We start from the raw sequence: 25,253 nt of genomic DNA on the forward strand, positions 1-25,253 counted from the left end.
CTGCGTTGGACCGCCCGCGGCGCGTACGGAACCGGCGAATATCCAGCTGTTCATGTAGGAGAGGCCGCGTGAAGCTTTACAAATCGGCGAATTCGACGTGATCGGCCGGGCGCGCGCGGCTTAGGCGCGTTGATTCGCGCCAAGCCCAGGCGTATGATGGCGCACGACGGAATGGAACGGCGGCATAACGAGAGGAGGCAGGACATGCGACGCGCGACGAAAATGGGGATGGCCCTCGGGGCCGCGGCGCTTGTGGCGAGTATCGGCGGCGTGTTCGCGGTTCGCGAGGTGCGACAGGCGGGCACGGGTGCCGATGCCCCGCTCGCCCGCGTGCCAGGGCCGCACGGGACCTACACGCCCGTCAGCGCGTTTCAGCCGCGGGTTCCCCAAGGCGCGCGGGTCGACCACTTCACGCTGACCGCCGAGTACCGGACGCTGACGCTTGGGGGCGAGCCCGTCCGCGCCATGACGTTCAACGGCACCGCTCCTGGCCCGCTGCTCGTGGCGCATCAGGGGGACGTGATGGAGGTGACGGTGCAAAACCGCCTGTCCGTCCCACTCACGATTCATTGGCATGGCATCCCCGTCCCGGGCGCCGAAGACGGCGTGCCGGGTGTCACGCAGAACCCCATCCCGCCCGGAGGCTCGTACACCTACGAGTTTGTGGCGACCGAGGCTGGGACGTATTGGTACCATTCACACGAAGCGAGCTTCGAGGAGGTCGGCCTGGGACTCTACGGCGCCATCGTCATCTTGCCCAAGCACGCGCTGTATCCGGCCCAGCGCGACTACACGCTGGTCCTGCACGAATGGCCGAACGCGTCCACCGCCAAGGCCATGATGGCGAACCTCGCCTCCGGCGCCCGGGATGCGGGCTCCAACGGTGGCACGATGAGCGAAGGCATGATGAACGGGGCGGGGACGATGGGCGGCATGGGCATGATGGGATCGGCCGCGCAGAACTCTGAGGGCGCCTGGGGCTCCATGCAACACGTGCTGCCGGGGCCTCCCCTCCGCACGGGCACATTCGCGCCGACAACCGACGACTACGCAGCCCTCGACGAAATGGCGGGCATGTATGGCGCCTTCACGGTGAATCAGAACGCGGACGGCACCACCCTCTTGCCCGCGAAGCCCGGCCAACTCGTCCGCCTCCGCATCGTGAACAGCGGCAACATGACGCGCCTGTTGACCCTCGTCGGCGCGCCGTTTCGCGTCGTCGCGCTCGATGGGCACGACATCGCCAACCCCGGCTGGTTGAAAGGCGTCCTGCTCCCCATCGGCGCGGCCGAGCGCTACGACGTGGAATTTCGCGTTCCACCGTCCGGCGCCGCGTACTTGATCTCTGCCGATCCCGACGCCACCGCCCGGCAGGAGCTTCGCGCGGCCATTGGCGATCCCGGCGCGTGGGCTTCGTTCCCAGGCATTTCGGCAGCCGCCATCGCGCGCGAGCCTTGGTTTGATTTCACCGACTACGGGCGCGGCCGTCTTCCCGGCGAGACCGTCTTCCGCCTCAATCAGGCGTATCAGGTCCGGTACAACATGAAGCTCACGGTCGGCATGTCCATGAACGGCATGGTCTACGCCATCAACGGCCGCGTGTTCCCGAACATCCCGCCCATCGTGGTACACAAGGGCGACGCAGTGCTCGTGCACATCGTGAACGACAGCCCTTACATTCACCCGATGCACCTGCACGGGCACGACTTTCAGGTGCTGACCCGGGATGGACGGCCGGTCCAAGGGAGCCCCATCTTTCTCGACACGCTGAACGTCTTTCCCGGCGAGTCGTATGACATCGCGTTTCGCGCCGACAACCCCGGCCTTTGGATGTTCCACTGTCACGATCTCGAACACGCGGCGTCGGGCATGGACGTCATGGTGCAATACGCGGGCGTGACCGATCCTTATCCTATGAACGAGATGTCGGAATAACGGAAGCTTGCTTGCCGCGCAAGGGGGACCGAACATGGGAAAACGCCGCCACGAGGCGCTGCAGCCGCTGTCTCGCCATCACCACTACGCGCTCGTCGTCGCCATGCACCTCACCCGCCAGGAGCAGCCTCCCGAGGCGCTCATGGCGGAGTTGCGCCAATTCTGGGAGGACGGCGGGCAGTCACATTTCCGCGAGGAGGAGGAAATCCTGCTCCCTGCCTACGCAAAATACGGGAGTCTAGATCGCGACGAGATCGCGCAGATGCTCCTCGATCACGTCAAGATCCGGAGCCTGGTGAGCCGCGCGCTCGAAGACGGCGACCCATCGGTGCTTGTTGAATTGGGGACCATCCTGCGGGCGCACGTCCACCTGGAGGAGCAGGTGGTCTTCCCACTCATCGAAGAGACGCTTCAAGAACCGGACCTGACGCGCCTGGCGCCGTTCTTCGAAGAGCATCGGGCGTCGTCGCCGTACGCTCGGCGAGAAGAACCGCAGGAGCACGGATGAGGTGCGCGGCCACGGCGGGCGGACCCTGCCGAATCCGGACGCGGGAATGGGCCGGGCGGACGGCCCCCGCCTTCGTCCCTACCCATCTCTGAACCGCCTCTTTTGCTCAGCGCTTCAGCGTCCGAATGACCTCGAGGAGATGATTGATCTCGTCCATGCGAGCCCGGCGTTCCTCCGCCCCGCCCGCAAACTCGCCGGGATCGCTCTCCTCCAGTTTGTGCCGCCGGTGCTCGAGCGCCCTCGTCACGTGCCGGATGGCATCCTGGTAGCCGCGTTCGGCTTCGGTCTCCACACCCATCCCCCGTTTCTCCTCGAACGTGGCGCCAAACCGCTTCCCGCGTATGCGGGCTTCGGCGCGCCTCCTGCTCGTAGCATACACCAACGAGGAACGCCTGTGGGCCGCAGCGGATCAGTCGTTTTCTCCGCCGGGATCGCGCGGGATGTCGCCTTTCTCCGGGCGCGCATCGCCCCACAGGTCACTCAGGCTGACGCCGAGCGCCTCCGCGATGAGCCCGAGCTTCGCTGCATTGCTGCCGCGCGCGCCCGACTCGATGGCATAAATGTAGCTCACGCTCACGCCAGCCCGCTCCGCCAACTCGCGTACTGACAAGCCGCGCAATTTGCGATAGTATCGTAAGCGTTGGGCAAGTTCCGCCACGCGAACCACTCCGTTACATTTCTACGATTGAGAAAATCATATCAGAATTTGTGGCTGGGCGGTAGTGGGATTTTACGATGGAAGAAGGGGATTCGGGTGGGCACGGGCGGCCATCAGGCGTACCGCCTGTCCGTGAACGACTGGGCAGACCTTGAACACCTCTACCTACGGTGGGCTGGCGATCCCGGCTGGCCACCGGACGCCCGCGCGCGCAGTGCGTGGAACCGCCTCGTCCAGACGTGGCAGGTGGGAGCCTGGCTCGGGGATGCCGCGGTGGCCGTCGCGGAAGATGGCAGCGAACCGGTGGGGTACGCGGCGCTGACGCTCGCCGTGGACCATCACCCGGCGCTCGGGCGCGCGATGGAGGTGGGCACGTTCGTCGCGCCGACGCACCGCGGCGCAGGGGTCAACCGACAGCTCAAGTTGTGGTCCGCCGAAGAGGCTGCGCGCCTCGGGGCGCAGTGGCTGGCGGCGTGCATCCCGGTGTCCAACGAGCGCGCGGCCCGCGCATTTCTCAAGGTGTTTCCAAACGCCATGGCGCACGAGGCGTCAGGCCCAAGCGCTGGCCCGTGGCGGGCTTACGTCAAGCGGCGCGCCTTTGCCGCCGGTGAGCCCGTGCACCTGTACGTCGTACGATTGAACAGCGATTCACACGCCACGTGATTGATCTGGCGCGCCGTTTTGTCTACATTTGTGTAAAGGTCACACATTTGTGGACACCGCGGAAGGGAGCTTGCCCCATGAGCCTTGGACAGCGCCTCCGCCGCCTGCGCGAGGAACGCGGGTTGACGTTGGCACAGGTCGCGACCGCCGCCGGGCTTTCGGTGAGTCATCTCAGCGCCATCGAAAACGGGACGCGCCGCAATCCGTCCTTTCACATCGTGGCGCGCATCGCACGCGTGTACGGCGTGCCCGTCGATTCGCTGGTGGAGGAGGAGGACAAGCGGCCGGGCGCTCCGCAGGAAGTAAACGTGGAGTACCAGGGGCCCTCGACGCCGTATCTCGAGATGGCGCGGCGGCTGGCGGAGGCCGACGCCCTATCCCACCCCGCGCGATTGCTCGAGGTCATCGCCGCTCTGCTTCGCGAGCGAGAACAGGCCTACGAAGCGGGCGCGTCCGGTCCGAGGAACGGAACCGAGGAAAAAGAAAAGGGCACGGAAGAAAGCGCAGAGGCGAAGCGCGAGCCCGCGCCGATGGACGACCGAAACCACAGCGATTGACCCCTCGGCCAGGGCGACGAACAAGAACGGGGAACCACGGCGGCCGCGTGACGCAAAGGCCACTGTGCGCGACACGCGCGTCTATTCGTCCCCTGGCTCGGCGAGGACAATCCATTTGACACTTCGCTTTGGATTTTTTCTCTGCGGCCGATTCTCAGTTTTCCAGCTGTTTTTCCCAAACAGTTCGTTCATCACGAGCGGCAGCAGTCGATGCGCCTGATCCGCCGCGTCCACCATGAGATCCGGAAGCAGCTGTTCGATGCGGTTCTGCACGTTGATCCACGTGTCTCCGGTCGTTCTCATCTTGTCCATGAACGCTTCGTCGCTTTCGAGTTCGGCGCTCACGTGCTGAACGAGCGTATCCTGCCTGTCGCCGCGCGGTCTCGCGTCGTACCCGGTTTCGCGCGCCTCTTTCACCTGGCGCGCCTCGGCGTCCGCGGATTCACGATGGCCCCGTTTCTCCTGCTTCAGACTGGCGAGTTGTCGCAGCCGGTCGGCGAAGGTGGGGACGGGCTCGCGGTCATAGGTCGGATCGGCGACCTTGTGCAATTGTTCGAAGGACAGGACGCGGATGGGAATCGGGTACGGTTTGCCGCCCGCGCTGCTCCAGAACACCCCCTGGCCCTGAATGGGCTCGTTCAGAAGCGAGCTCAGGATGTCCGCGCTGAAGTGCGCGTTGGCGCGCTGCACGGCGCGGAGATCGCCTTCGGAAAGCAAGTGAAAGATGAACCAGTTGTCCCCCTGGCTGAGGATTTCGTTGGAGATGCTCCCTGGCTGCTGGGTGATGAGAATCGCGCCGAGATCGTACTTTCTCCCTTCCTTCACCCAGGCGATGTACGGCCCTTCGCCTGACGTGTACGACGATGCGCCGAGGACGGATTGGGCTTCTTCGACCACCGCGATGGTGGGGATGGTCTTGGGATCTTTCTCGGTGAAGTGCCGTTGATTGTGCTCGAAGATGCGCTGAAGGATAATTCCGGACAGCACCAGGGCCTGCGAGCCGCGGACCTGCGACACGTCGACGACGCACAGCTTGCCCTGATGCAGGGCATGGAGCAGCATGTCTAAGAACGCGCTGGACGGATCGTGCAGCATTTGCACGACCTGCGCCATGTTCGCGCGGGCCGCGTTGAGCTCGGCCTCCTGGTTCTCCCGCAGCTGCAGGAGGTGCTTCAGCTTCTCGTCGTCCGCGTCGTGGCCCTTGGCGTAGATCTCGTCCACAATCTCTCGCCACGCGGACTGGGTCAACATTTTCAGTTTGCGGACGTTCTGTTGATCCTGACGCTCGGGAGACAGGGCGATGGACAACACCTCGGCGGGCCTCAGCTGGCGAATGTCGAGCTTGATGCCGGAGGCGATGAAGGAAGCGTAAAACGGGCTCGGCGCCTGGCGGTCGGTGAACACGACGATTTTGTCCTGCAATTCCGGCACGTCGCACAGCCCAGGGCGGTTCTTGTCGTCTGGGAAGAAGTACTCGCCGTCTGGATCGAAGATGACGCTTCCCACCGGCACGCGCCTTCCGCCGCGCTTCTCGACCTTGGGGGTCTCGGCGTACAGGTTGCTGAACAAGAGCTTGATCAGATTCGACTTGCCGAAGCCGGCTCTCGCAAAGACGAACGTGCGCCGCGATACCAGGTTGGATACCGGAAACTTTGGGATGACGCACGGGCTCTGGATCACCGTCCACGGTTCCTTCTTGAGCCGCGCATCGCCCTCCGCGTAGACGAACTCGCCGAGGGCCAGATGGCCGATTTCGGCGCCTTCCACGTGGTGCCCCGCCACCTCGCGCAGAACCTCCGGAGACAAAAACGCGACCTTGCTTCCGACGTGCGGCAGACGGCGATGCGATGGCGCAAACACGAGCTTTCCGTCCAAGACGCGCACGACGCCGAGCACGCGGATGTCGACGCGATACCGGAGGTACTTCTCGCGCAGATCCTCTGGCACGGCGCGATCCTCCGTCACGGCCCGCAGGCTATAGTCGTCGCCTTCGTCGGAGACGAGCCGCCCCTGCGCCGCGATGGAGGTGATGCGCCCGAGCACGGCCTCGTCCTCGTGTTCGAGTTGCACCACGAGAAACATGCCGTGCATCGGCGTGCGCTGGAACTCGCTGCGGTAGGGCAGGACGAGATCGGCGTGAAACTCCAATCCGCCTTCGCTGAATCCTCGAAAAATGCCGACCACGTGATTTCGGCCAAACAGCTTCATGAGAACCGCCTCTCCGTCTGGGCATACCTCAGTTGCATTCCGTCGAAGATGCCGACGGAATCTTTCGGCACCAGCGTCCGAATGGATTCCATGAGGAACGTCTGGAGCAGTTCCGCGTCGAGACCTCCGATTCTCGCCTGCTCGTGTGCGCGCTGGAGGCACCGAGGGTAGAGCGGCGTCGGGAAGCCGGCGATGGCATCTTCCAGGAGGTATCCCATGATTTCTTGCGCCTGCGGCCCATGGGACGGGAGGACGTCCACGGCCCAGATGGGATCGTCGCGATGGCTCCCGAATCGCACAAAGTACATTTCGCCCGCGACAAACTTCGGCGCCTCCCCGGGTTCGTTCGCAGCCTCCATGCCTCGCGCGTACTCGTCCCATCGGTACACGGAAACCTCCATCTCCCGCGGAACGCGGACAAAGCGAGGCTCACCCGGCGGAAACAACGATTCCAACAGGATGGCCAACTGATACCGTTGAAGCACCTTCGAGCTTTTCGCGATCCCGACCAAAAACACGCGGCGGCGATCCTCGCGATAAATCCGCTCGATGGCCTGCTCCATCCGGCGGCACATCTGGACGAACAAATCGCGCGCGAAGACCTTGCTTCTCAGGTAGCCGTCGCGCACCACGAGGGTGTCCGCATGGAACCTCCCGTACACCATCATGTGATACAGCGCGGCCCATTCGCAGAGGTCGCGATACACCTGGATCCAGCTCGGCGACACGCGCTCAGGCGCCCATCGGACGTCCTCCGGGCGTGGAATCATGGGGCTCAATTCCCATAGCGAGCGCACGCCGAGATCGCGCATCAGGACGCCGAGGACTGTCTGGGGATCGCCGGACGCGGTGAAGTGGGCGCTGGTCAGTTCCTCCGTGTCGGTGGTCGGGGACAGCACGTCGAGACACAGTCGCTTTCCGTAGGAGTCCACCACGCGGACCACGTGCAGCAAAAACGGATCGAACTGCAATTGGCTGTCGCCGCCGTCGCTCGCGACCAGGGAAATGGTTGTCGCTGAGCGCCGGTAAATGGGGCGGACCTCGCGCTTGAGCTGGCGGATGTCCTCACAAAGCTTCTCCAGCTGGCGCGCATCGCCAAGGGTTCGCGCAAGCACCGCCTTTTTCAGTTGTTCGACTTCGTCGAGATCGAACATGCCCTAGGCCTCCTCGAGAGAAGCATACAGATCGACCTCCAGCGTGGCGCGGCTGCGGACGAACTGAAACTGATCCGCCTGTCTTCGCCCGTTCGATGCGCTGCCGGCATCGCACAGGCGGCGCTCCTTCCACGGCGTGCCGCTCAGACTCGCGCGCAGGACCTCGATGGGGTCGACCTCGTAACTCGGTATGGCGCCGAACCGCACCACGAGGAGCGCGCCGGGTTCGCAGACTTGGCTGACCCGCGTCCAGACCTCGCGCAGGCCCTCGATGAACGCGAGCAGCGAGGGGCGGCCGAGTTGCGGGTCCGACGCGTAGTCGACGTAGGGCGGACCGCCGAGAAACCAGTGGCGAAGCCAGTGGTCCGAGACGTACGTCTTCATGCCGAAATACGGCGGCGAGGTGATGACGTACCGAAAGCGCATCGCAAAATCCTCCGGCGCGAGCGTTCGGCTGTCCGCCAGCCGGACGAAGCCGGGCACCTTGTCCGGCACATGCGACAACACGTGTTCGGCGCGCCTGCGCACGACGTCCAGCACGTCCACATAGACCGGATGGATCCCGCGCGACTTCCAGTAGCGCACCGCAGCGTCGGGCTTCGTGGCATAGGTGCGCGGCATCTGATTGGACAAATAGGACGGCAGTCCTTTGTTGCGCGGGCCGTGTAGCACGCCGAGCACGAGCGCGCGCAGCACGATGTCCTCCTCCGTCTGAACGTCGGAAAGCGCCTGGCGGAGGCGGCAGACATCTTCGAGCGTCTTTTGGTGAAAACACCAGCTCCAGAATTCGCCGTCCGGGACATCGCCCGGCGCTTCGCTTTCCAAGATCTGTTGACACCGCTCCACGACGCCGTGGACCGTGGTCGACGCCAGCTTCGCCTGCGCGATGGCCACCGCGATGGGATTGATATCCACGCCGACCGTAGGAAAGCCGGCGAGCCTCGCCGCAAAATTCGTCGTGCCTCGACCGCAGAACGGATCCAGCACCCATCCGCGCTCCGCGCCCGCCAGAACGCGAAGCGGGAACGCGAGGGGAAACATGGTGTAGTACGGGCTGATGGCGTTGAGCCGCAGCCGCGGATCGGAAGACCTCCGTTTCGACCAAAGCTCCATCTGGGAGGCCGCGGCGCCGCGGTCTGTACGATTTGGGTCGACATGCATGGCGATTCTTCGCTTTCTCAATTCACATGTACACAGTCCATAAGATTTTCGACATCTGTGAACCCATTCCTCTCGATCCGGCCAAGGCACGCGCGCCTTTTCGAGGCCGCCATGGTCGCGAAATCCGGGCCGAGTTGACTGCGCCGCGCTGGCTTCGTAACATGGCACCGAGGACAGTGCGTAGGAGGAACGGTATGGCGAAACAGGACAAGCAGTTCGTGAAGGAGATCACACCTCAATCCGAAGACTTTTCCCGCTGGTACATCGATGTGCTCCAGAAGGCGGAGTGGATGGACTACGCGCCGGTGCGCGGCTGCATCGTCATCCGCCCCGACGCCTACGAGATCTGGGAGCGCTGCCAGCGCGAGCTGGATCGGGAGTTCAAGCGGACGGGCCACCGCAACGCGTATTTCCCGCTCTTCATCCCGGAGAGCTTTTTCGAAAAAGAAAAGGAACACGTCGAGGGCTTCAACCCTGAATTGCCCTGGGTGACGGAGGCGGGCGGCGACATCCTCGAGGAGCGGCTCGCGGTCCGGCCGACGTCCGAGACGATGTTTGGCCACATGTACGCCCAGTGGATTCAGTCGTACCGCGACTTGCCGCTTCTCTTGAACCAATGGGCGAACGTCGTCCGGTGGGAGAAGCGGACGCTGCCGTTCCTCCGGACGAGCGAGTTTTTGTGGCAGGAGGGCCACACGGCGCACGCGACCGAGGAAGAGGCCCGTGAGGAGACCATGCGCATGCTCGGCATCTACGCCGACTTCGTCGAGTCGTTCCTGGCCATCCCGGTCATCCGCGGCCAGAAGACGCCGAGCGAGAAGTTTGCGGGCGCGGTGGAGACCTACACCATCGAGTCGCTCATGAAGGACGGCCGGGCGCTGCAAACGGCCACGAGCCACTACCTCGGCCAAAACTTCGCGAAGAGCTTCGAGATACAGTACCTGGATAAAGACAATCAGCTGAAGTACGTGTACACCACGTCGTGGGGCATGTCCACGCGCATCCTCGGCGCCATTGTCATGGTGCACGGGGACGATCGCGGCCTCGTCCTGCCGCCCAAGCTCTCGCCCACGCAGGTCGTCATCGTGCCCATCGGCCCGGCCAAGGCGCGCGAAGCTGTCGTCGCGAAGGCGCGCGAGTTGTTCGACGCCCTGAAGCGCGCCGACATCCGCGTCCACCTCGACGATCGCGACGACGTGAGCCCCGGCTGGAAGTTCAACGAGTACGAGCTGCGCGGCGTCCCCATCCGGCTCGAGCTCGGCCCGCGGGATCTCGAGGCTTCCCAGGCCGTCCTCGCCCGCCGCGACACCGGAGAAAAAATCACCGTGCCGCTCGACGCCGTGATCGAGCGCGTGCAGGCGCTCCTCTCTGACATCCAGCGCGACCTGTTCGAAGCGGCCAAGCGGCGCCTCGAGGAGAACTCGCACGTGGCCGAGACCTTGGACCAGCTCGTCGAGATCATCCAGACGAAGCGCGGCTTCGTCCTCGCGGGCTGGTGCGGCGACGACGCGTGCGAGCGCGCGGTCAAGGACGCGTGCACGGCCACCAGCCGCTGCATTCCGTTCGATCCGCCGGCCCGCCCGTCGACCTGCGTCACGTGTGGCAAGCCCGCCAAGCACGCGGTCTGGTTCGCGAAGTCGTACTGACGCAAAAAAAGGAGCTGCCGATGGGGCAGCTCCTTTTTTTGCTTATTGCAGGCGATCCCGCGCGTCGTGCGCCTCGTCGCGGATCTCCTCGCGGAACCCGTCGATGGCCCGACGCCTGCGCTCGTTCTTCGCCACCAGATTCCGCACGTCCTTCGGGTTCATCTCGTCGGCGTGCGCGGCGAGAAAGTCCTCCGCCTCGTGCAGGTTTTCCATCGTGTTGTGGATGGCCTCCTGCAGGCGCTCCACGTTGTCCGCGCGGTTGTCCGGATTCGGCATGCGCCATCCCTCCCTGCGAGATTCACAGTCGCTAATCTGCTCGGCGAGGGCTCCGCGCATGAGCGAAAGCTGCTGGAAAACGGCCGAGCACGCCTGCGCGCCATGCGGGCGGCCGATTCCACAGCGCGCCGCGGGCTTATCCGTCGAAGCGCTCGCGCCTGCCGCGCGGTTCACTTCGGATCCTGGTGATCCTTCGAAACGCGCTCTTCAAACGCGGCGTATCCCGCCATCGCGCCCATCAGCATGCAGATGAACCCGATGACGTAGCCGATGAACCAGAGCGCGGAGTGCGTCTTGTAAAACGCCGTGCTCGCAATCACGATGAGCGCGCCGAGCACGCCGATGGCGTACAGGTACCTGCGGACCTTGGCGTCCGGCCGATTGGGCATGACATCGCGCCCCTTTCATTCAACCTCCGCGAGCCAAGGATAATAAATCACGTCGCCGTTCTCAAACTGCACCGCGAGCCGCTCCTCGTGCAGCCAGTGCGGATCGTACCGAGCCCCGTCGCGCCGAGCCTCGGCGAGGACCTGCGCCCGCGTGCGAAAGGCGCAGTCGCCGGACTCCGGATGCCAAATCATCTGCCACCAGTGGCCGCCGTGCTCAAACCAGGCGATTCGCCATCGGTCGTGCCGCCAATAATACGAGGTGAGGAGATCAGCACTCGGGTGCGCGAGCAGGAGCTCGTACGCCTGGGCGCGGGCCTTGGTCGGATCGCGCAGGATGAAATCGAGCCACGCGTGGCGCTCGCCGGGCTCAAGCGAGGGCTTGAAGTGCCGGAAGACCTGCAGCAGGGCGTACCGCACCCCGGCGAGCTGAATGGGCGCCTCTTCCGCCTCGTTAAGCCGGCGCAGCCAGGTGTGGAGATCGTCCATCGACGCCGCCTCGCGCACGGGCAGGTCCATGGCCCGCTCGGAGAGGCAGAGCCGCACGTCCCGATACAGGCTCAGGCATCCCTTGGCCAACAGTTCATGGGCGACATCCACGGGCATGCCATCTCCCCCCTGCCGTCCTCACGGCGATCCGAACACGACGACATCTCGGCCGAAAAACGGGTTCTTTATCGCGTCCGGGGCCTCCTCGAGCGACACCCGCCGCCCCGCCACGACGTCCGGCTGAACGCGCCCCTCCGCCGCCATCCGGAGGAGCTCTTCGACGTCCGCGCGGCGCGAGCCAAAGCTCCCCATGATCGACATGCCTTTGCGCGCGAGCTTCGCGAACGGCACGGGGATCTCGTCCGAGGGCATCGCCACGGTCACCATCTTGCCGCCTGGGCGCAGGACGTCCAGGGCGAAGGCGATCCCGTCCGCAAACCCGGACGTGTCGAGCACGAGGCCCACCCCGCCTTTCGCCATGCGCCGCAGCCTGCGCGCGGCCTGGCGCGGATCGTCCGAGAGCGTCACGAATTCGTCCGCGCCGGAGACAAGAGCGAGCGCGCCCGCGTCCTCTCGCCGGCTCAACACGGCCACCTGAGGCACGCCCAGGGCCTTGGCGATTTGCACCGCCGCGAGCCCCAGCCCGCCCGTGCCGATGACGAGCACCGCCTCCTCCTCGGCCACGCCGACCGACACCATGGCCCGGTACGGCGTCGCGTACGCGTCGACCAGGATGGCCGCCTCGGCCGGATCGAGCCCGTCCGGGCGGCGAATGGCGTTTTGCGCCGGAACCGCTACGTACTCCGCGTCGCCGCCCGGCCGCGTGAAGCCCATCACGCCCTGGTGCGGGCACAGATGCTCCTCGCCCCGCGCGCACGCCGCGCACTGGCCGCACGGCACAAACGGGTGCACGACCACCGCGTCGCCCGGCGCGAAGCCCGAGGCGCCCTCGCCGAGCGCCGCCACGCGGCCCGCGATCTCGTGGCCCAACACCACCGGATACGACGTCCCCAACGGCGCGCCCTCGCCGCGGACCAGTTGCCGGTCGCTGCCGCAGATGCCGCACGCCTCGACGCGGACGAGGATCTCGCCAGGCCCAGGCTGTGGCGTTGGCACCTCCGCGACGCGTAGGCCGCCTTCCGGGTCAAACACGAGCGCGCGCATGTCACTCAGCCCTCTTCTGCGCCCGCTCGCGCCGGCGCGCCTCGGCCAAGAGCGCCTCCGCGATGGTCATCTTCTGCATCTCGAGGGTGCCCTCCTCGAACCAGAGCGATCTCGCGTCGCGGTACAGCCGCTCCACAGGGCTTGTCACCGCGTAGCCGATGCCCCCGTAGAGCGAGAGCGCCCCGTCCGTCACCTCGCCCACCATGCGGATGGCGTTCGCCTTCGCGATGGCGGCTTCGAGCGAGATGTCGCGCCCCTGGTCGTACTTGTACGCCGCGTCGAGGCAGAGAAGCCTGGCGCCCTGAATCGCAATCTGCATCTCCGCCAGCCGCATCTGCACGGCCTGCCGGCTCGCGAGCGCCTTGCCGAACGTGGTGCGTCGCCGGACGTGATCGAGCGCGCGGTCCAGCGCCTCCTGCGCGAGCCCCACCGCGCTCTGCGCGATGCACGCGCGGCTCTGGTCCAAAAATCCGCGCACCGCGACGCCAAATCCTTCGCCAATCTCGCCGAGCACCTCGTCCTCGCCGACTTCGCAGTTCTCGAATTCGATCACGGCGTGCGAGCAGCCCTTGTCGCCCATCATGTGCGGCATGGGCGTGAGCTTCATGCCCTTGCGGCCCTGCGGCACGAGGAACGCCGTGAGCCCCGTGCGGCCCGCGCCGCCCTCCATCTTGGCGATGACGGCGATCACGGCCGCCTCCTCGGCGAACGTGATGAGATGCTTGCGGCCGTTCAGCACGAACTTGCCGTTCTCATACGTCGCGATGGTGCGCAGATCGATGCCCGTGCCGTTGTCGGGTTCGGTGAGCGCAAACGCGACGAGCGCGCCCTCGTTCACGAGCTTCTTCAGCCAGTATTCCTGCTGCTCGCGCGTGCCCTGCCCGACCGTGCGCCAGATGCTGTTGTACGCGTGCACCATCATGCGGATGGTGCCGTGCATGTGCGCGACCTCTTCGAGAATGGGGAAGTAGAGGCCGAGCGGCAGCCCCTCGCCGCCGACCCACTTAGGCTGCGTCAGTTTGTGGAAGCCGAGCTCTCGGATGCGCGCCCAGAGCGCCTCGGGAATGCGCGCGTCGCGCTCAATTTGCGCGCCCCACTCGGCGCCTTCCTCTTCGCGAAACTGAATGACCCGATTTCGGATCTCGTTCGCGCGCGCGACGAGATCGGCGTCATACGAAGGGAACGACGGCGCGATGGCATCCCGCGCCGACGGGTTCAAGATGTCCATGCACGATCCTCCTCAAGCGCAATCCGTGCTCATCGAGTCGAGTGGGGCACCCGCGCCTGTCGGCGGGCGCCCCACCCCTCACGCGTTGGCTCCTTGGCCCTCGGCCTCGAGCCGAAACCGCTCGCGCAGATCCTTCTTTTTGATCTTGCCGGAGTGCGTCTGCGGGAACTCCGTCATGAATTCCAGCCTGTCGGGGAACTGGAACTTCGCGAGCCCCTGCTCGGCGAGGAAATCGCGCAGCTCGCGCAGCGTGAACGGCTTCGCGCCCTCCTTGAGGATGACGCAGGCCACCGTCATCTGGCCGAGCGTCGGATCCGGCGCGCCGACCACCGCGACGTTTTGCACCGCCTCGTGCTTTGAGATGGCGTCCTCGACCGTCTTCGGATCGATCTTCGTGCCGCCCCGGTTGATGATGTCGTCCGCCCGGGCGATGAAGATGTAGCGGCCGTTCTCGTCCTGGCGCAGGATGTCCCCCGAGTGGAACCAGCCTTCCTCGTCCCATTGCCGGCGCGCGGCCTCCGGGTTGTGGTAGTAGCCCGCGCTGAAGTTCGGGCCACGCGCCCACATCTCCCCAGGCTCGCCCGGCTTGACGTCGTTGCCCTCTTCGTCGACCAGCCGGACCTCCGTGCCCGGGATGACAAAGCCGACGGTGGACGAGAGCGCCTCGAGCGGATCGTCCGGCCGCGTGGCGGTGGCGAGGAAGCCCTCCGACCAGCCGAACATGCAGCCCACCTTGATGCCGCTGTCGCGCTGGAGTTGCTCGAGCACGGCCTTCGGCACCGGCGCCCCGGCGTAGATGAACAGCTTCACGCTCGAGGTGTCCGCCTGCTTCAGGTTGGGCGCGTTGGCCACGTGGATGACGTGCGGCGGCGCGCCCACGAGGTACGTCGGCCTGTATTTCTCGATCCACTCGATCACGCGGCTCGCGGAGAACCGATCCAGCAGCATGATCCGCCCGCCGCTCGCGACGGTCATCATGACGCCTGCGAGCATGCCCGTCTGATGGCAGATGGGCGCGAGGCACAAAACGGCCTCCTCCGGCTGGTAGCCGAAGTTCTTCGCGTACGCCCGCGCCGCCCAGAGGTAGTTCGCGTGCAGGTGCACCACGCCCTTCGGCGATCCGGTGGTGCCCGAGGTGAACACCATCAGGAAGGCGTCGAGCGCCTCCGGCTTGTTGGCCTCAAGCTCCGCCTCGCCGAGCTTGTCCCCGGCCTCTCGCAGGCTGGCGAACGTCGTCGCGCCCGCGGGGGCGCGCTCCGGATCGCCCTGGACGACGATGTGCGTGAGATCCGGCAGCTCGGGCTTCAGGCTTACGGCCATGTCGTAGAGCGACTCGCCGCGGAAGTAGTCCGCGATGATCCACACCTTGGCCCGCGACGTGCGCATGCTCGAGATGATGGCCTGGCGGCCGAGATCGATCTGCAGCGACACGCCGATGGCGCCGATGCGCGCGCAGGCGAACACGGCCACGACGTAGTCGAGCACGTTCGGCAGCTGCAGCGCGACGGTGTCCCCCTTGCGCACGCCCATCCGGTAGAGGTGGGCGGCCACGGACTCGATTTCGCTCCACAGTTTCTCGTACGTCGCCTCACGCGTCTCGTCGCGGTGGACGAAGTTCGGGTACTTCTTCACGTCCTCGTAAAAGACGTCGACAAACGACTCGTTGGTCCAATACCCCTTTTCGAAGTACAGCTTGGCACGCTCTTCCGTCAGCGTGCGGCCCGGAAAGTCAAACATCGCCACGCCTCCACTTCAGGGAGTTTGCGCCGCCTCGTCGCTTTGCACGTCGCGCCGTCACGCGGACAGGCGGCGCTCGATATAGTCCACCACGCCCGCCACCGTCGACAGCTGACCGAAGTCGGCCTCGGGGATCTCGATGTCGAACTCGTCCTCAAACGCGACGGCAAGCTCGGTGAGGTCCAGAGAGTCTGCGCCGAGATCGTCCACAAACAGGCTGTCCGGCTTCACCTCGGACTCGCTCACCTGCAGCTGGTTCGCAACCACCTTGCGCACGCGCGCCTCGATGTCTTCCCTGCTCAACGTTGCCATGTCGCATCTCCTTTGCGTAGAGAATTGGGGTCAAAAGCTTTCAAATCCGCCCGTGAGAAGCGTCAGGCCGCCATCCACCCAGATGACCTGGCCGGTGACGAAGCGGCTGAGATCGCTCGCGAGGAAAACGGCGACGTCCGCCACCTCTTCCGGCGACGCGAGCCGCCCGAGCGGCGTGTGCGCCTCCACGTCTCGGCGGTAGGCATCGTAGTGATCCGCCCCGTAGAAGCGGGCCGACTCGGTGTCGACGACGCCCGGGTTAATGGCGTTCACCGTGATGTTCTTCGGCGCGGCCTCTCGGGCGAGGTACCGGGTGAGCGCCTCGAGCGCCGCCTTTGCCGTGCCGAGCGTGGCGTAATTCGGCAGCGTGAAGGTACTTCCCATGCTCGACATGGTGATGATCCGGCCGCCGCCGCGGCGCTCCATCATGGGGATGACGCGCTGCGCCGCGAACACGGTGCTGTGAATCACCACGCGGTACGTCCGGTCAAGGTGGTAGTCCTTCAGCTGCTCGATGGGCTTGAACGCCGACGCGGCGGCGTTCGCGACGAAGATGTCGAGATCGCCGAACTCGCGCTCAATCTGGTCGAACGCCTGGTTCAGCTCATCCTGGCTCTCGAGCTCCGCCTTGACGACCATGGCGCGGCGGCCGAGGTTTCGAATGGCCTCTGCCGTGGCCTCGGCCTCCTCCGGCTGGCGGCGGTAGTGGACCACCACGTCCGCGCCGTGCCTGGCCATCTGAATGGCGATGGCGCGGCCGATGCCGCGGCTCGATCCGGTGATGAATGCTCGCTTTCCTTCCAGTAACAAGCGTGTCGCCTCCCCGGCTCATCCAATGTCGTAGGCGGCCATCCAGGCCTCGCGGATGGCCCGCGCCGCATTGATGTCGCGGCTGTCCCTCGCGCCGCCGACGATGTGCACGCGCACGTGCGGCGGGAGCTTCTCCGTCCAGGCTGTCTCCTGCGGCAGCTGGCCCGTGCAGAGCACGACCTGATCCGCCGGGACCAACTCCTCTCGGCCGTCGCGCTCAATCCGCACGCCATCTTGCGTGATTTCGAGCATCGCCACGTTCGGGACGACGTTCACGCCGAGCCGCTGCATCTCCTGGCGGACCACCCAGCGCGTGCTGCGGCCGATGCCTCGCCCGATTCGATCGCTTCGCGCGAGCATGGTGATGGTGCGCTCGATGGGCTTCGGCACGGGCAGCCCTTGCTCCTCGAAGAACGCCTCCGCGTCCGGCGTCATGCGCCGCCTGGTGCCGAGGAAGACGGCGACGTCACAGCCGATGCCGCCCGCGCCGAGGATGACGATGTTCCGGCCTGGTTGCACGCGGCCCATGAGCAGATCCTGGTACGACACCACGTGCGGCAGATCCTCGCCCGGGATGCCCGGCGCCTTCGGCTTCACGCCCACCGCGACGATCACGTCGTCAAATTCGGCGAGCTGGTCCAGGCTCGGCTCTGTCTGCATTGTAACAGTCACGCCCAGGCGTTCAAGCATGACCTCGTAATACCGAATCGTCTCCAGGAACTCGTCCTTGCCCGGGATGCGCGATGCGAGGCGGAACTGCCCGCCGAGCTCCGTGTCCCGCTCGAACAGCGTGACCTCGTGCCCGCGCTCCGCCGCCGCGCGCGCCGCCTCGAGCCCCGCCGGCCCGCCGCCGACCACCGCCACGCGCCGCTTGACCTGCGCCTTGACGCGCGGCCGGAGCGCCTCGTAGCCCGCGCGCGGGTTGACGAGGCAGCTCACGACGCGGTACGGCTTCACGAGCGTGTGATCCAGGCAGGACTGGTTGCAGGCGATGCACACGTTCAGGCCGTCGCGATCGCCCTCGAGGATCTTCTTCGCGAACTCGGCGTCCGCGAGCCACGGGCGCGCGGGCGCGATGAAGTCGAGGAAGCCGTCTGCCACAAGCTCGTTGGCCACCTCGGGCACGTTCAGGCGATTGGCGGCGAGCACCGGCACCGTGACGTGCTGGCGCACGAACGCGGCCACGCCGGCAAACCCGCCGCGCGGCACCACCTGCTGGACGGTGGGCACGGCCGCCTCGTGCCAGCCAATGCCGACGTTGAGCGCGTCCACGCCCGCTTTCTCGAGCGCCTGCGCGAATTGGATGGTCTCCTCCGGCGTGGTGCTGCCGGGCATGCAGTCGAGCCCCGACATGCGGAAGATGATGGGGAACTCTGGACCCACGGCAGGGCGCACCGCCTCCACCACCTCGAGGGGCAGCCGCATGCGCCGCTCGAAGTCGCCGCCGTATTCGTCGTTGCGGTGGTTGGTCAAGGGCGACAAGAACTGGTTGAGCAGATAGCCTTCGGAGCCCATAATCTCGATGGCGTCAAAGCCTATGTCCTTCGCGGTCCGCGCCGCGTTCGCGTAGCCTTCGATGGTGCGACGGATGTCCTCGAGCGTCATCTCGCGGGGCGTCTCGCGCGTGAGCCGAGACGGAAGCGGGCTTGGCGCCACCGCCTGCTGGCCAATCTCCTCCGAAAACGCATACCTGCCCGCGTGGTAGAGCTGAAGCGCAATGCGGCCGCCCACCTCGTGCACGGCCTTCGGCAGCTCGGAGAGCCGCTCCACGTGGCGCGGGTTCGTGAGCACAAACATGTGGCCGCCGCCCTCCGGCAGCACACACGCGCCGCCCGTGATGATAAGCGCCGCGCCGCCCAGCGCGCGCTCGCGGTAAAACTCGCATAGGCGCGCCATCATCTCGTCGTCGTCGTGTTCAAGGCCCATGTGCATGGAGCCCATGAGAATGCGGTGCGGAAGCTCGAGTGAACCAATCTTCCCCGGCTGGGCCAGCGCCTCGTAGCGCCGTTTCATCCATCTCTCTGCCATCATGTCACCTCGTCCTGGCCGCGCTCGACCTGCGCGCGGCACACATGTTTTCGCACCTGGTCTTATAAGCTGATATTAACACCTGGTATTGAATCCGTCGACCGAGCGGTGATAGAATGCTTATTACCAGGTACGAATTTTGTGCGGAAAGGGGCGGCGCCCGTGAGCGCTCCTTTGTTCTTGGATCAGTTCGAAACCACCCTGCGCGACCATCCGGAGCAAATCGCCGTCATCGACCTCTCCGGCGACGAGCCCGTCATGCTCACCTACGCGGAGCTCGACCGGCTTGCGGCGCGCATCGCGGCGCGCCTGCTTCAGCTCGACGTGAAACCCGGCGAGGCTGTGGCGTATCAGCTTCCGAGCGGCTGGCCGTTTGTGGCGCTGACGCTCGCCATCTGGAAGGTGGGCGCCACGCCGTGCCCGCTTCTGCCCCAGCTTCGCGAACGCGAGGTGGCCTTCATCCTGAACTCGTCCGAGAGCCGCGTGTTCATCGCGCCGGACGTGTTCCGCCGCTTCGACTACCGGCCGTTGGTCGAGAGCATCCTGAAGGAAGCACCGCGCGTCGAACACGCGCTCATCCTGCCGACGTCCCCGTACGACCCGCTTTCGTCCGATCTCGGCGGCCTTCTCGCGCCGGAGGCAGACGCCGAGGCGGCGAAGGAGGCGCTTTCGGCGAGAAAGCCTGGGCCGGACAGCCACTCGCAGCTTCTGTACACGTCCGGCACCACCGGCGAGCCGAAGGGCGTGCTGCACACGCACCGGACGCTTTCCGAGGCGCTTCTCATCCACACGCGCACGCTCGGGCTCACGTCGAAGGACCGGATCTGGGTGCCCTCCCCGACCGCTCACCAGACAGGATTTCTCTACGGAATGCTCGTTTCCTTCTATATTGGGGCCCCGGGAATTTATCACGCCATCTGGGACGTGGACAAGGCGCGCGCGGCCATCGAGGAGCACGGCGCGACGTTCGTCCAGGCCGCGATGCCGTTTCTCTCGGACATCACCCGCGCGGACAGGCCGCCTAAGGGTCTTCGGCTCTTCATCGCCACCGGCGCCGCCATCCCGCGCCAACTGGCGCAGGAAGCGCGCGAACGGCTTCAGTGCGCCGTCGTCGGCGCATGGGGGTCCACCGAATCGTGCCTCGTCACCGTCGGCCGGCCGTCGGATCCGCCGGAGAAACTCTGGGGCACGGACGGGCGCGTGCTCGACGGCATGCAGATCCGCGTGGTGGACGACGAGGGCCGCGAGCTCCCGCCCGGCACCGAGGGCAACTTCCAGGTGAAGACGCCCGCCATGTTCGTCACCTACCTCCACCACCCCGAGTGGTACGAGGCGGCCATGACGCCGGACGGCTTTTTTGACACGGGCGATCTCGCCGTGATCGACGAGGACGGGTATCTGCGCATCACGGGCCGCAAGAAGGACGTGGTGAACCGCGGTGGCGAGAAGATCCCGGTGGTGGAGATTGAGGACCTCCTCTACCAGCACCCGGACATCGCCGACGCGGCCGTGGTGGCCATGCCGGACGAGCGGCTCGGCGAGCGCGCCTGCGCCTACGTGGTGCTGAAACCGGGCGCCAAGCGGCTGGAACTGTGCGACATCACGGATTTCCTCGGCGAGCGCGGCATGGCGAAAATCTACTGGCCGGAGCGACTCGAGATCATCGACGAGATGCCGCGGACCGCGAGCGGCAAGATTCAGAAGTACGTGCTGCGCCAGGACATCCAGCAGAAACTGGAGCGCGAGCGCGCGGAGAAGACGGGCTGACGGAGGACGGTAGCCATGATGCGGACGCTGGACGAGTGGAAGAAGGACGTCGACGCTTACGTCGCGGGCCCGGCCAGGGCGTGGTCTGAGCATATTGAGGCGACGGGGACGGTGCCGGACGCCCTGTGGCGAGAGCTTCGCGACGCCGGCTACCTGCGGCTCGCCGCCCCGCCCCATCTCGGCGGGCACGGGCTCAGCTTCACGGATTACCTGGATCTCTTGCGCCGATTCGCGCACACGCACGGGTCCATCCGCGTGATGGTGCACGTGGCGAACAGCCTATGGCGCTCGCTCGCGCAGAAGGCGACGCCGGAGCAGGTGGAGCGGTTTGTGAAGCCGTTTGTCGCGGGCGACATCCGCGTGACGTTCACACTGACGGAGCCGAATTCGGGCTCCGGCGCGGACATCAAGACGACGGCCCGGCGCGAGGGCGACGAGTACGTCCTGAACGGCGAAAAGTGGATGATCATCTTCAGCGACGTGGCGGACTACTTCCTGCTCTTCTGCCGGTTGGAGGGGACGTCGGGCGGCGAAGGGACGCTCGCGCTCCTCGTCCCGCGCGACGCGCCGGGCCTCACGGTTGAGCTCATGGCGCCGGCCATGGGCATCGCGGGCACGGCGCACGGGCACCTTCGCCTGCGCGACTGCCGCGTACCCGTCGCCAACCGCCTCGGCGAGGAGGGCGACGGCCTGGAGGTGGCGTTCCGCGGCTTTCTGGATCCGTCCCGCACCGCCATTGGCATGACCTGCGTCGGCGCAGCGGAGCGAGCGCTCGAACTCGCGGCCGATCACGCCCTCCGGCGCGTCACCTTCGGCCAGCCGCTCGCCAAGCGCCAAATCATCCAGATGTGGCTCGCGGAGATGGCGACGGACATCGAGGCGGCGCGCCAGCTCGTCCTCCACGCGGCCCGGCGGTTCGACGAAGGCCATCCCATCACCGTGGAGGCGGCGATGGCGAAGATGTTCGCGACGGAGATGCTGCAGCGCGTGACGGACAAGGCCCTGCAGATTCACGGCGGGCCGGGTTACTTCAAGTCGAGCGAGATCGAGCGGATCTACCGGGACGCCAGGATGCAGCGGTTCGAGGAAGGCACGTCGGAGATTCAGAAGATGGTCATTGCGCGCGACGTGATCGACAAGGCCAAGCGGGCCTCAGAAGGGAGCGAGCGGAGATGCTGGTGATTCGCCACGGGAAGGTGGATTTGAAGCAGGAGATGATGAAGGCGGGTCTTGGAGAGTGGGTTCGCTCCCTCTACCCTGCCGGTGCGGGCGTGAGCGTGCTCGCGGCCAAGGAACCCGGGCTCGCCGAGCGCGTGGCGCGAGTCTTTGGCGTGACTGAGGTACGCGAGATCTCCCGGCCGTACGCCCTCGCGAGCCGCGAGTACAAGCCGGAAGACACCGTCGTCGAGGTCCGCGGCCACCGCATCGGCGCGGGCGGCGTGACCATCATGGCCGGGCCGTGCTCGGTGGAGTCGCTCGAGAACATCGTCGATGTCGCGAAGGCCGTGAAGCGCCTCGGCGGGCACGTGCTGCGCGGCGGCGCCTTCAAGCCGCGGTCCAGCCCGTACTCGTTTCAGGGCCACGGCGAAGAGGGCCTGAAGATGATGGCCGCGGCGCGCGAGATGACCGGCCTGCCGATTGTGTCGGAGGTCATGGAGCCAAGTCTCGTCGATCTCGTCGCCGAGTACGTGGACATCCTGCAGATTGGCGCGCGCAACATGCAGAACTACCCGCTCCTGCGGGAAGCCGGGCGATCCGGCAAGCCCGTGCTCCTGAAGCGCGGCCTCTCGGCCACGATTGAAGAGTGGCTGATGGCGGCCGAGTACATCCTGGCGCAGGGGAACCCGAACGTGATTTTGTGCGAGCGCGGCATCCGCACGTACGAGACGGCCACGCGCAACACGCTCGATTTGAACGCCATCCCGGTGGTCAAGTCGCTCTCTCACCTGCCCGTGCTCGTCGATCCGTCCCACGGCGTCGGCAAGCGCGCGTTTGTGCGGCCCATGGCCCGCGCCGGCGTGGCGGCCGGAGCGGACGGCGTCATCGTCGAGATTCACCCGGTGCCGGACCAGGCGATGTCCGACGCGGCGCAGACCATCGACTACGAGGAGTTCGGCCGCATGGTGCAAGAGGTGAACCGCGTGGCGCAGGCGCTGGCGGAATCGGAAGATGGCGCGAGCGCGCGGGAGATGGTGGGGGTGTGAGGGTGTGACCCTTCACGCCCCTGTGACGCCTGAAACCGCCGCCTCCCCTGCCTGCGGCGTGGTCATCGCCCCCATCGCGGCTTCCACCGCCCCGGTTCCCTGGCTTGACACCGGATTAGGCGAACTGTTCACGAGAAACTGAATGGTTCCGAAGTTGTCCACAGAGAAACCGTCCACCGCAGGCGACACCTGGAGCAGGCCGACCGTCTCACCCTGCCCCACGGTGAGCGTGGCGCCCGAAGCCCACACTCTGACGAGAGGAAGGGAAGTTTCGGCGTTCAGGACGCCATCATCAGCTCGGATCTCGGCAGCTTCATAGGCGCTTCCCGCGAGCACGACGGGTGATGTCGCAAAGTCGTCCACCTCGAGCACGGACGATTTCGAACTCGCGACTTGAACACCGCCCATGCCAGGTAACACGTCGAGAACGCCGACGGCTCCGCCGTTGAGATGGAGGGACACGGCTCCCTGACTATCCACGTCGATGCGCGGCGACGCGATGTCCGTAAGTTGAATGGGCGCACCCGGGCTCGCCAGGATGACCAACTTGCCATCGATGCTGACGTGATCGAGCGAAACAGAACCGTTAGGAGACGGAGCGACGATCACGTCTCCGTCCACCTGCAGATTCCGGAGCACGATGTTCGCTCCGCTGGCCAATATGTCCGACCGCACTTCCTCGACACCCTGGGATGGGCCGAGTGCGTCGCTCGTTTGGAGAGGCGGGACCCACGTCCACACCCGCGTGGCGCCGTCCCACGTGTTCTGCACGCCGACATCTGCGAGCAGTTGCGCAACCTGAGACAGCGGCAAAAAGACCGTGTCGACGCCGTTCCACCCGGAAGTCAGATCCACACCGGGAACGACGTTGAGCCTTGTGACCAGGCTCCCATCCACCTCCACCGCCCCAATCCCGGTTCCGGCCGGGAACTCCCACGTGTCCGCGCGCGATGTGGGTGTCTGTATCGCCCAGGTGAATTGGCTTGCGTTCCAAGAAGAGCGAAGGCCAATGGAATTCAACGCGTTTTGCAGAATATTGAGCGGGACATACACTTCGCCAGAGTCCGAAGAACCCGTGACCCAGAGATCCATCGGGATGGAGGCCGTTCCAATACGCAGCGCCGCCACCGCAAGAAAGCCGTCGCCTCCGGAAGGCGGCGAAGCCACTCGATAGATGGTACGCTCGGGCAGCACGAAACTCGCACGCGCAGTCTCGACTGACGGCAAGCGATGTATCACCTGCGCTTCGAGTTTCGGTGCGTCGATCCAAGTGCAAAGGCAGGCCAACGACACAACGGCAGTGACTGGCTGAACACGCCATGTTGCTCGCATCCCCCGTGCTCCCCCTCACCTTTGACGGTTCTGAGAAGGCATTTCTCCTCGCGCCGCGCTCAATCCTTCTGATGCTCGACATTGGGGGAAGCGTATCTTGTGAATCGCAGCGGATCCATTTCATTCCGACCTTTTGCATGCCATCGAAGCCCCGCTACGGCCGTATCGTCACCGGCGTTCCTAGCGGCACCGTGTGGGCGAGCCAGATGACGTCCTTGTTGTACATGCGGATGCACCCGTGCGAGACGAGCTTGCCGATGCTCGACGGATCGTTCGTGCCGTGAATGCCGTAGTGCGGCTTGGACAGGCCCATCCAGTACGCGCCAAAGGGCCCGCCGGGATTCGGCTCTTTGTTCACGATGGTGTACTGCCCGATGGGCGTCCGGGTCACCATCTTGCCGATCCCGACGGGAAATGCGCGGATTACCTTCCCCGCTTCCAGTAGATAGAGTCGCCTATCGGAAAGATCGACGATGATTTCATAGTTCGCCACGGCGGATCGCCTCCGCCCTCAGCCTATGTGCGAGCGGCGGCTCCTGCGCATGGCGAGGGAGCGCTACGTGTTCTGGCGTGGACTTGGCTTTGCCCGCGCGGCGGTTGTCGAGGTCAAGGGAGCTTCTGCGCGCATGAGCTATGGCATCCTCCAAAGGAAGGAGGTTAGACCATGGCGCAGAAGAAGTACCTGGCACCGCCGACGAACTTCCTCGTCGGCCTCGGAGCGACCCGTAAGGTTTCGATTCAGAATCCGGCGAGTGCATCGAGCGCGCCCATCCTGAAGGCGAACCCGTCGACCAGCGCGGACATTCACATACGGCCGAACGCCTACGTGAAAGCGGTGCTCTCCGGCAACTTGCGCGAGCCCGTCATCCTCGTGGGCGCCGCACCGAACGGGTTGTTCTACCAGCAGACCGTCACCTTGAAGCCGGGCCAAACCATCGTGCTGCAAGCCGGATCGTATGCAAAGACATTCCGAAGCTGATGAAGTGAACGGGCGCCCCGGCGCCCGGCCTTGCCCCGCCGGAAGCGGCAA

Annotated in this window: 25 protein-coding genes; 9 read left to right on the plus strand and 16 right to left on the minus strand. The window is 65.7% G+C overall.

Features of this window, described 5'->3' with window-relative positions:
• The first annotated feature begins 204 nt into the window (after positions 1-204).
• Positions 205-1,935, plus strand: a complete 1,731-nt coding sequence (locus AACI_RS11775; RefSeq protein WP_012811631.1) for a multicopper oxidase family protein — start codon at positions 205-207, stop codon at positions 1,933-1,935.
• Between the two features lie 34 nt (positions 1,936-1,969).
• Entirely contained in the window at positions 1,970-2,443 is a 474-nt protein-coding gene (locus tag AACI_RS11780) for a hemerythrin domain-containing protein (protein ID WP_012811632.1), read from the plus strand.
• Positions 2,444-2,549: 106 nt separating this feature from the next.
• Here AACI_RS11780 and AACI_RS11785 read toward each other — a convergent pair whose 3' ends face one another.
• Entirely contained in the window at positions 2,550-2,741 is a 192-nt protein-coding gene (locus AACI_RS11785; RefSeq protein ID WP_012811633.1) for a hypothetical protein, read from the minus strand.
• A 111-nt stretch (positions 2,742-2,852) separates the two neighbouring features.
• Entirely contained in the window at positions 2,853-3,110 is a 258-nt protein-coding gene (locus AACI_RS11790) for a helix-turn-helix domain-containing protein (protein WP_049763316.1), read from the minus strand.
• An 18-nt stretch (positions 3,111-3,128) separates the two neighbouring features.
• On the opposite strand from AACI_RS11790, the gene AACI_RS11795 reads away from it, so the two are divergent.
• Both AACI_RS11795 and AACI_RS11800 read left to right on the plus strand, forming a co-directional pair.
• Positions 3,129-3,764: a GNAT family N-acetyltransferase gene (locus AACI_RS11795; RefSeq protein WP_245530598.1), complete on the plus strand. Its 636-nt coding sequence runs from the start codon at positions 3,129-3,131 to the stop codon at positions 3,762-3,764.
• A 77-nt stretch (positions 3,765-3,841) separates the two neighbouring features.
• Positions 3,842-4,321: a helix-turn-helix domain-containing protein gene (locus tag AACI_RS11800; RefSeq protein ID WP_012811636.1), complete on the plus strand. Its 480-nt coding sequence runs from the start codon at positions 3,842-3,844 to the stop codon at positions 4,319-4,321.
• Between the two features lie 81 nt (positions 4,322-4,402).
• Here the strand turns inward: AACI_RS11800 and AACI_RS11805 are convergent, their stop codons facing one another.
• Genes AACI_RS11805 through AACI_RS11815 form a run of 3 tightly spaced genes read right to left on the minus strand, consistent with a single transcriptional unit; the run spans position 4,403 to position 8,796 of the window.
• Positions 4,403-6,529: an ATP-binding protein gene (locus AACI_RS11805; RefSeq protein WP_012811637.1), complete on the minus strand. Its 2,127-nt coding sequence runs from the start codon at positions 6,527-6,529 to the stop codon at positions 4,403-4,405.
• A complete protein-coding gene (locus AACI_RS11810; RefSeq protein ID WP_012811638.1) occupies positions 6,526-7,683 on the minus strand; it encodes a hypothetical protein in 1,158 nt (385 codons plus the stop codon). Before AACI_RS11810 ends, AACI_RS11805 begins: the two co-directional genes overlap by 4 nt.
• A 3-nt stretch (positions 7,684-7,686) precedes the next feature.
• Positions 7,687-8,796 carry a DNA methyltransferase gene (locus AACI_RS11815; protein ID WP_012811639.1) on the minus strand — a complete coding sequence of 370 codons (1,110 nt, stop codon included), beginning with the start codon at positions 8,794-8,796 and terminating at the stop codon, positions 7,687-7,689.
• A gap of 242 nt (positions 8,797-9,038) precedes the next feature.
• On the opposite strand from AACI_RS11815, the gene proS reads away from it, so the two are divergent.
• A complete protein-coding gene (proS, locus tag AACI_RS11820; RefSeq protein ID WP_012811640.1) occupies positions 9,039-10,490 on the plus strand; it encodes a proline--tRNA ligase in 1,452 nt (483 codons plus the stop codon).
• A gap of 42 nt (positions 10,491-10,532) precedes the next feature.
• Here the strand turns inward: proS and tlp are convergent, their stop codons facing one another.
• The 9 genes from tlp to AACI_RS11865 all read right to left on the minus strand — a co-directional run bounded on the left by tlp (position 10,533) and on the right by AACI_RS11865 (position 18,920).
• Positions 10,533-10,766, minus strand: a complete 234-nt coding sequence (gene tlp / locus AACI_RS11825; protein WP_012811641.1) for a small acid-soluble spore protein Tlp — start codon at positions 10,764-10,766, stop codon at positions 10,533-10,535.
• 170 nt (positions 10,767-10,936) lie between these two features.
• Positions 10,937-11,155, minus strand: coding sequence for a hypothetical protein (locus tag AACI_RS11830; RefSeq protein WP_012811642.1), 219 nt, complete (start codon positions 11,153-11,155; stop codon positions 10,937-10,939).
• 15 nt (positions 11,156-11,170) lie between these two features.
• Positions 11,171-11,758 carry a hypothetical protein gene (locus tag AACI_RS11835; RefSeq protein ID WP_012811643.1) on the minus strand — a complete coding sequence of 196 codons (588 nt, stop codon included), beginning with the start codon at positions 11,756-11,758 and terminating at the stop codon, positions 11,171-11,173.
• Positions 11,759-11,779: 21 nt separating this feature from the next.
• Entirely contained in the window at positions 11,780-12,805 is a 1,026-nt protein-coding gene (locus AACI_RS11840) for an alcohol dehydrogenase catalytic domain-containing protein (protein ID WP_012811644.1), read from the minus strand.
• A 1-nt stretch (position 12,806) separates the two neighbouring features.
• Positions 12,807-14,033, minus strand: coding sequence for an acyl-CoA dehydrogenase family protein (locus AACI_RS11845; RefSeq protein ID WP_012811645.1), 1,227 nt, complete (start codon positions 14,031-14,033; stop codon positions 12,807-12,809).
• A 78-nt stretch (positions 14,034-14,111) separates the two neighbouring features.
• Positions 14,112-15,770: a class I adenylate-forming enzyme family protein gene (locus AACI_RS11850; RefSeq protein WP_012811646.1), complete on the minus strand. Its 1,659-nt coding sequence runs from the start codon at positions 15,768-15,770 to the stop codon at positions 14,112-14,114.
• Between the two features lie 57 nt (positions 15,771-15,827).
• The gene (acpP, locus tag AACI_RS11855) at positions 15,828-16,082 is read right to left on the minus strand and encodes an acyl carrier protein (RefSeq protein WP_008337361.1); all 255 of its coding nucleotides are present in this window, start codon (positions 16,080-16,082) and stop codon (positions 15,828-15,830) included.
• Positions 16,083-16,112: 30 nt separating this feature from the next.
• Positions 16,113-16,892: an SDR family oxidoreductase gene (locus AACI_RS11860; protein ID WP_012811647.1), complete on the minus strand. Its 780-nt coding sequence runs from the start codon at positions 16,890-16,892 to the stop codon at positions 16,113-16,115.
• A gap of 18 nt (positions 16,893-16,910) precedes the next feature.
• Positions 16,911-18,920, minus strand: a complete 2,010-nt coding sequence (locus AACI_RS11865) for an FAD-dependent oxidoreductase (protein WP_012811648.1) — start codon at positions 18,918-18,920, stop codon at positions 16,911-16,913.
• 162 nt (positions 18,921-19,082) lie between these two features.
• Here AACI_RS11865 and AACI_RS11870 point away from each other — a divergent pair, with 162 nt between their 5' ends.
• Genes AACI_RS11870 through aroF form a run of 3 tightly spaced genes read left to right on the plus strand, consistent with a single transcriptional unit; the run spans position 19,083 to position 22,891 of the window.
• Positions 19,083-20,687 (plus strand): AMP-binding protein, encoded by a 1,605-nt coding sequence (locus tag AACI_RS11870; protein WP_012811649.1) that lies wholly within the window; start codon positions 19,083-19,085, stop codon positions 20,685-20,687.
• A 15-nt stretch (positions 20,688-20,702) separates the two neighbouring features.
• Positions 20,703-21,869 carry an acyl-CoA dehydrogenase family protein gene (locus tag AACI_RS11875; RefSeq protein ID WP_012811650.1) on the plus strand — a complete coding sequence of 389 codons (1,167 nt, stop codon included), beginning with the start codon at positions 20,703-20,705 and terminating at the stop codon, positions 21,867-21,869.
• On the plus strand, positions 21,860-22,891 hold the full coding sequence (aroF, locus tag AACI_RS11880) for a 3-deoxy-7-phosphoheptulonate synthase (RefSeq protein WP_012811651.1): 1,032 nt from the start codon (positions 21,860-21,862) through the stop codon (positions 22,889-22,891). The genes AACI_RS11875 and aroF overlap by 10 nt, the downstream gene beginning before the upstream one ends.
• Positions 22,892-22,903: 12 nt before the next feature.
• Here the strand turns inward: aroF and AACI_RS11885 are convergent, their stop codons facing one another.
• Together AACI_RS11885 and AACI_RS11890 are read right to left on the minus strand one after the other, a co-directional pair.
• Positions 22,904-24,118: a hypothetical protein gene (locus AACI_RS11885; RefSeq protein WP_245530600.1), complete on the minus strand. Its 1,215-nt coding sequence runs from the start codon at positions 24,116-24,118 to the stop codon at positions 22,904-22,906.
• Between the two features lie 259 nt (positions 24,119-24,377).
• Positions 24,378-24,716, minus strand: a complete 339-nt coding sequence (locus tag AACI_RS11890) for a L,D-transpeptidase (RefSeq protein ID WP_012811653.1) — start codon at positions 24,714-24,716, stop codon at positions 24,378-24,380.
• A 171-nt stretch (positions 24,717-24,887) separates the two neighbouring features.
• Between AACI_RS11890 and AACI_RS11895 the strand changes: the two genes are divergently transcribed.
• Complete coding sequence (locus AACI_RS11895; protein ID WP_012811654.1) at positions 24,888-25,202, plus strand: hypothetical protein; 315 nt, start codon at positions 24,888-24,890, stop codon at positions 25,200-25,202.
• The last annotated feature ends 51 nt before the right edge of the window (positions 25,203-25,253 follow it).

Source organism: Alicyclobacillus acidocaldarius subsp. acidocaldarius DSM 446 (genome assembly GCF_000024285.1).
Lineage (GTDB): Bacteria > Bacillota > Bacilli > Alicyclobacillales > Alicyclobacillaceae > Alicyclobacillus > Alicyclobacillus acidocaldarius.

Excerpts from the sequence above, each read along its gene's own strand:
- AACI_RS11775 (WP_012811631.1), top strand. The coding sequence starts at position 205 with ATGCGACGCGCGACGAAAATGGGGATGGCCCTCGGGGCCGCGGCGCTT.
- AACI_RS11780 (WP_012811632.1), top strand. The coding sequence starts at position 1,970 with ATGGGAAAACGCCGCCACGAGGCGCTGCAGCCGCTGTCTCGCCATCAC.
- AACI_RS11785 (WP_012811633.1), bottom strand. The coding sequence starts at position 2,741 with ATGGGTGTGGAGACCGAAGCCGAACGCGGCTACCAGGATGCCATCCGG.
- AACI_RS11800 (WP_012811636.1), top strand. The coding sequence starts at position 3,842 with ATGAGCCTTGGACAGCGCCTCCGCCGCCTGCGCGAGGAACGCGGGTTG.
- AACI_RS11805 (WP_012811637.1), bottom strand. The coding sequence starts at position 6,529 with ATGAAGCTGTTTGGCCGAAATCACGTGGTCGGCATTTTTCGAGGATTC.
- AACI_RS11810 (WP_012811638.1), bottom strand. The coding sequence starts at position 7,683 with ATGTTCGATCTCGACGAAGTCGAACAACTGAAAAAGGCGGTGCTTGCG.
- AACI_RS11815 (WP_012811639.1), bottom strand. The coding sequence starts at position 8,796 with ATGGAGCTTTGGTCGAAACGGAGGTCTTCCGATCCGCGGCTGCGGCTC.
- proS (WP_012811640.1), top strand. The coding sequence starts at position 9,039 with ATGGCGAAACAGGACAAGCAGTTCGTGAAGGAGATCACACCTCAATCC.
- tlp (WP_012811641.1), bottom strand. The coding sequence starts at position 10,766 with ATGCCGAATCCGGACAACCGCGCGGACAACGTGGAGCGCCTGCAGGAG.
- AACI_RS11830 (WP_012811642.1), bottom strand. The coding sequence starts at position 11,155 with ATGCCCAATCGGCCGGACGCCAAGGTCCGCAGGTACCTGTACGCCATC.
- AACI_RS11835 (WP_012811643.1), bottom strand. The coding sequence starts at position 11,758 with ATGCCCGTGGATGTCGCCCATGAACTGTTGGCCAAGGGATGCCTGAGC.
- AACI_RS11840 (WP_012811644.1), bottom strand. The coding sequence starts at position 12,805 with ATGCGCGCGCTCGTGTTTGACCCGGAAGGCGGCCTACGCGTCGCGGAG.
- AACI_RS11845 (WP_012811645.1), bottom strand. The coding sequence starts at position 14,033 with ATGGACATCTTGAACCCGTCGGCGCGGGATGCCATCGCGCCGTCGTTC.
- AACI_RS11850 (WP_012811646.1), bottom strand. The coding sequence starts at position 15,770 with ATGTTTGACTTTCCGGGCCGCACGCTGACGGAAGAGCGTGCCAAGCTG.
- acpP (WP_008337361.1), bottom strand. The coding sequence starts at position 16,082 with ATGGCAACGTTGAGCAGGGAAGACATCGAGGCGCGCGTGCGCAAGGTG.
- AACI_RS11865 (WP_012811648.1), bottom strand. The coding sequence starts at position 18,920 with ATGGCAGAGAGATGGATGAAACGGCGCTACGAGGCGCTGGCCCAGCCG.
- AACI_RS11875 (WP_012811650.1), top strand. The coding sequence starts at position 20,703 with ATGATGCGGACGCTGGACGAGTGGAAGAAGGACGTCGACGCTTACGTC.
- aroF (WP_012811651.1), top strand. The coding sequence starts at position 21,860 with ATGCTGGTGATTCGCCACGGGAAGGTGGATTTGAAGCAGGAGATGATG.
- AACI_RS11895 (WP_012811654.1), top strand. The coding sequence starts at position 24,888 with ATGGCGCAGAAGAAGTACCTGGCACCGCCGACGAACTTCCTCGTCGGC.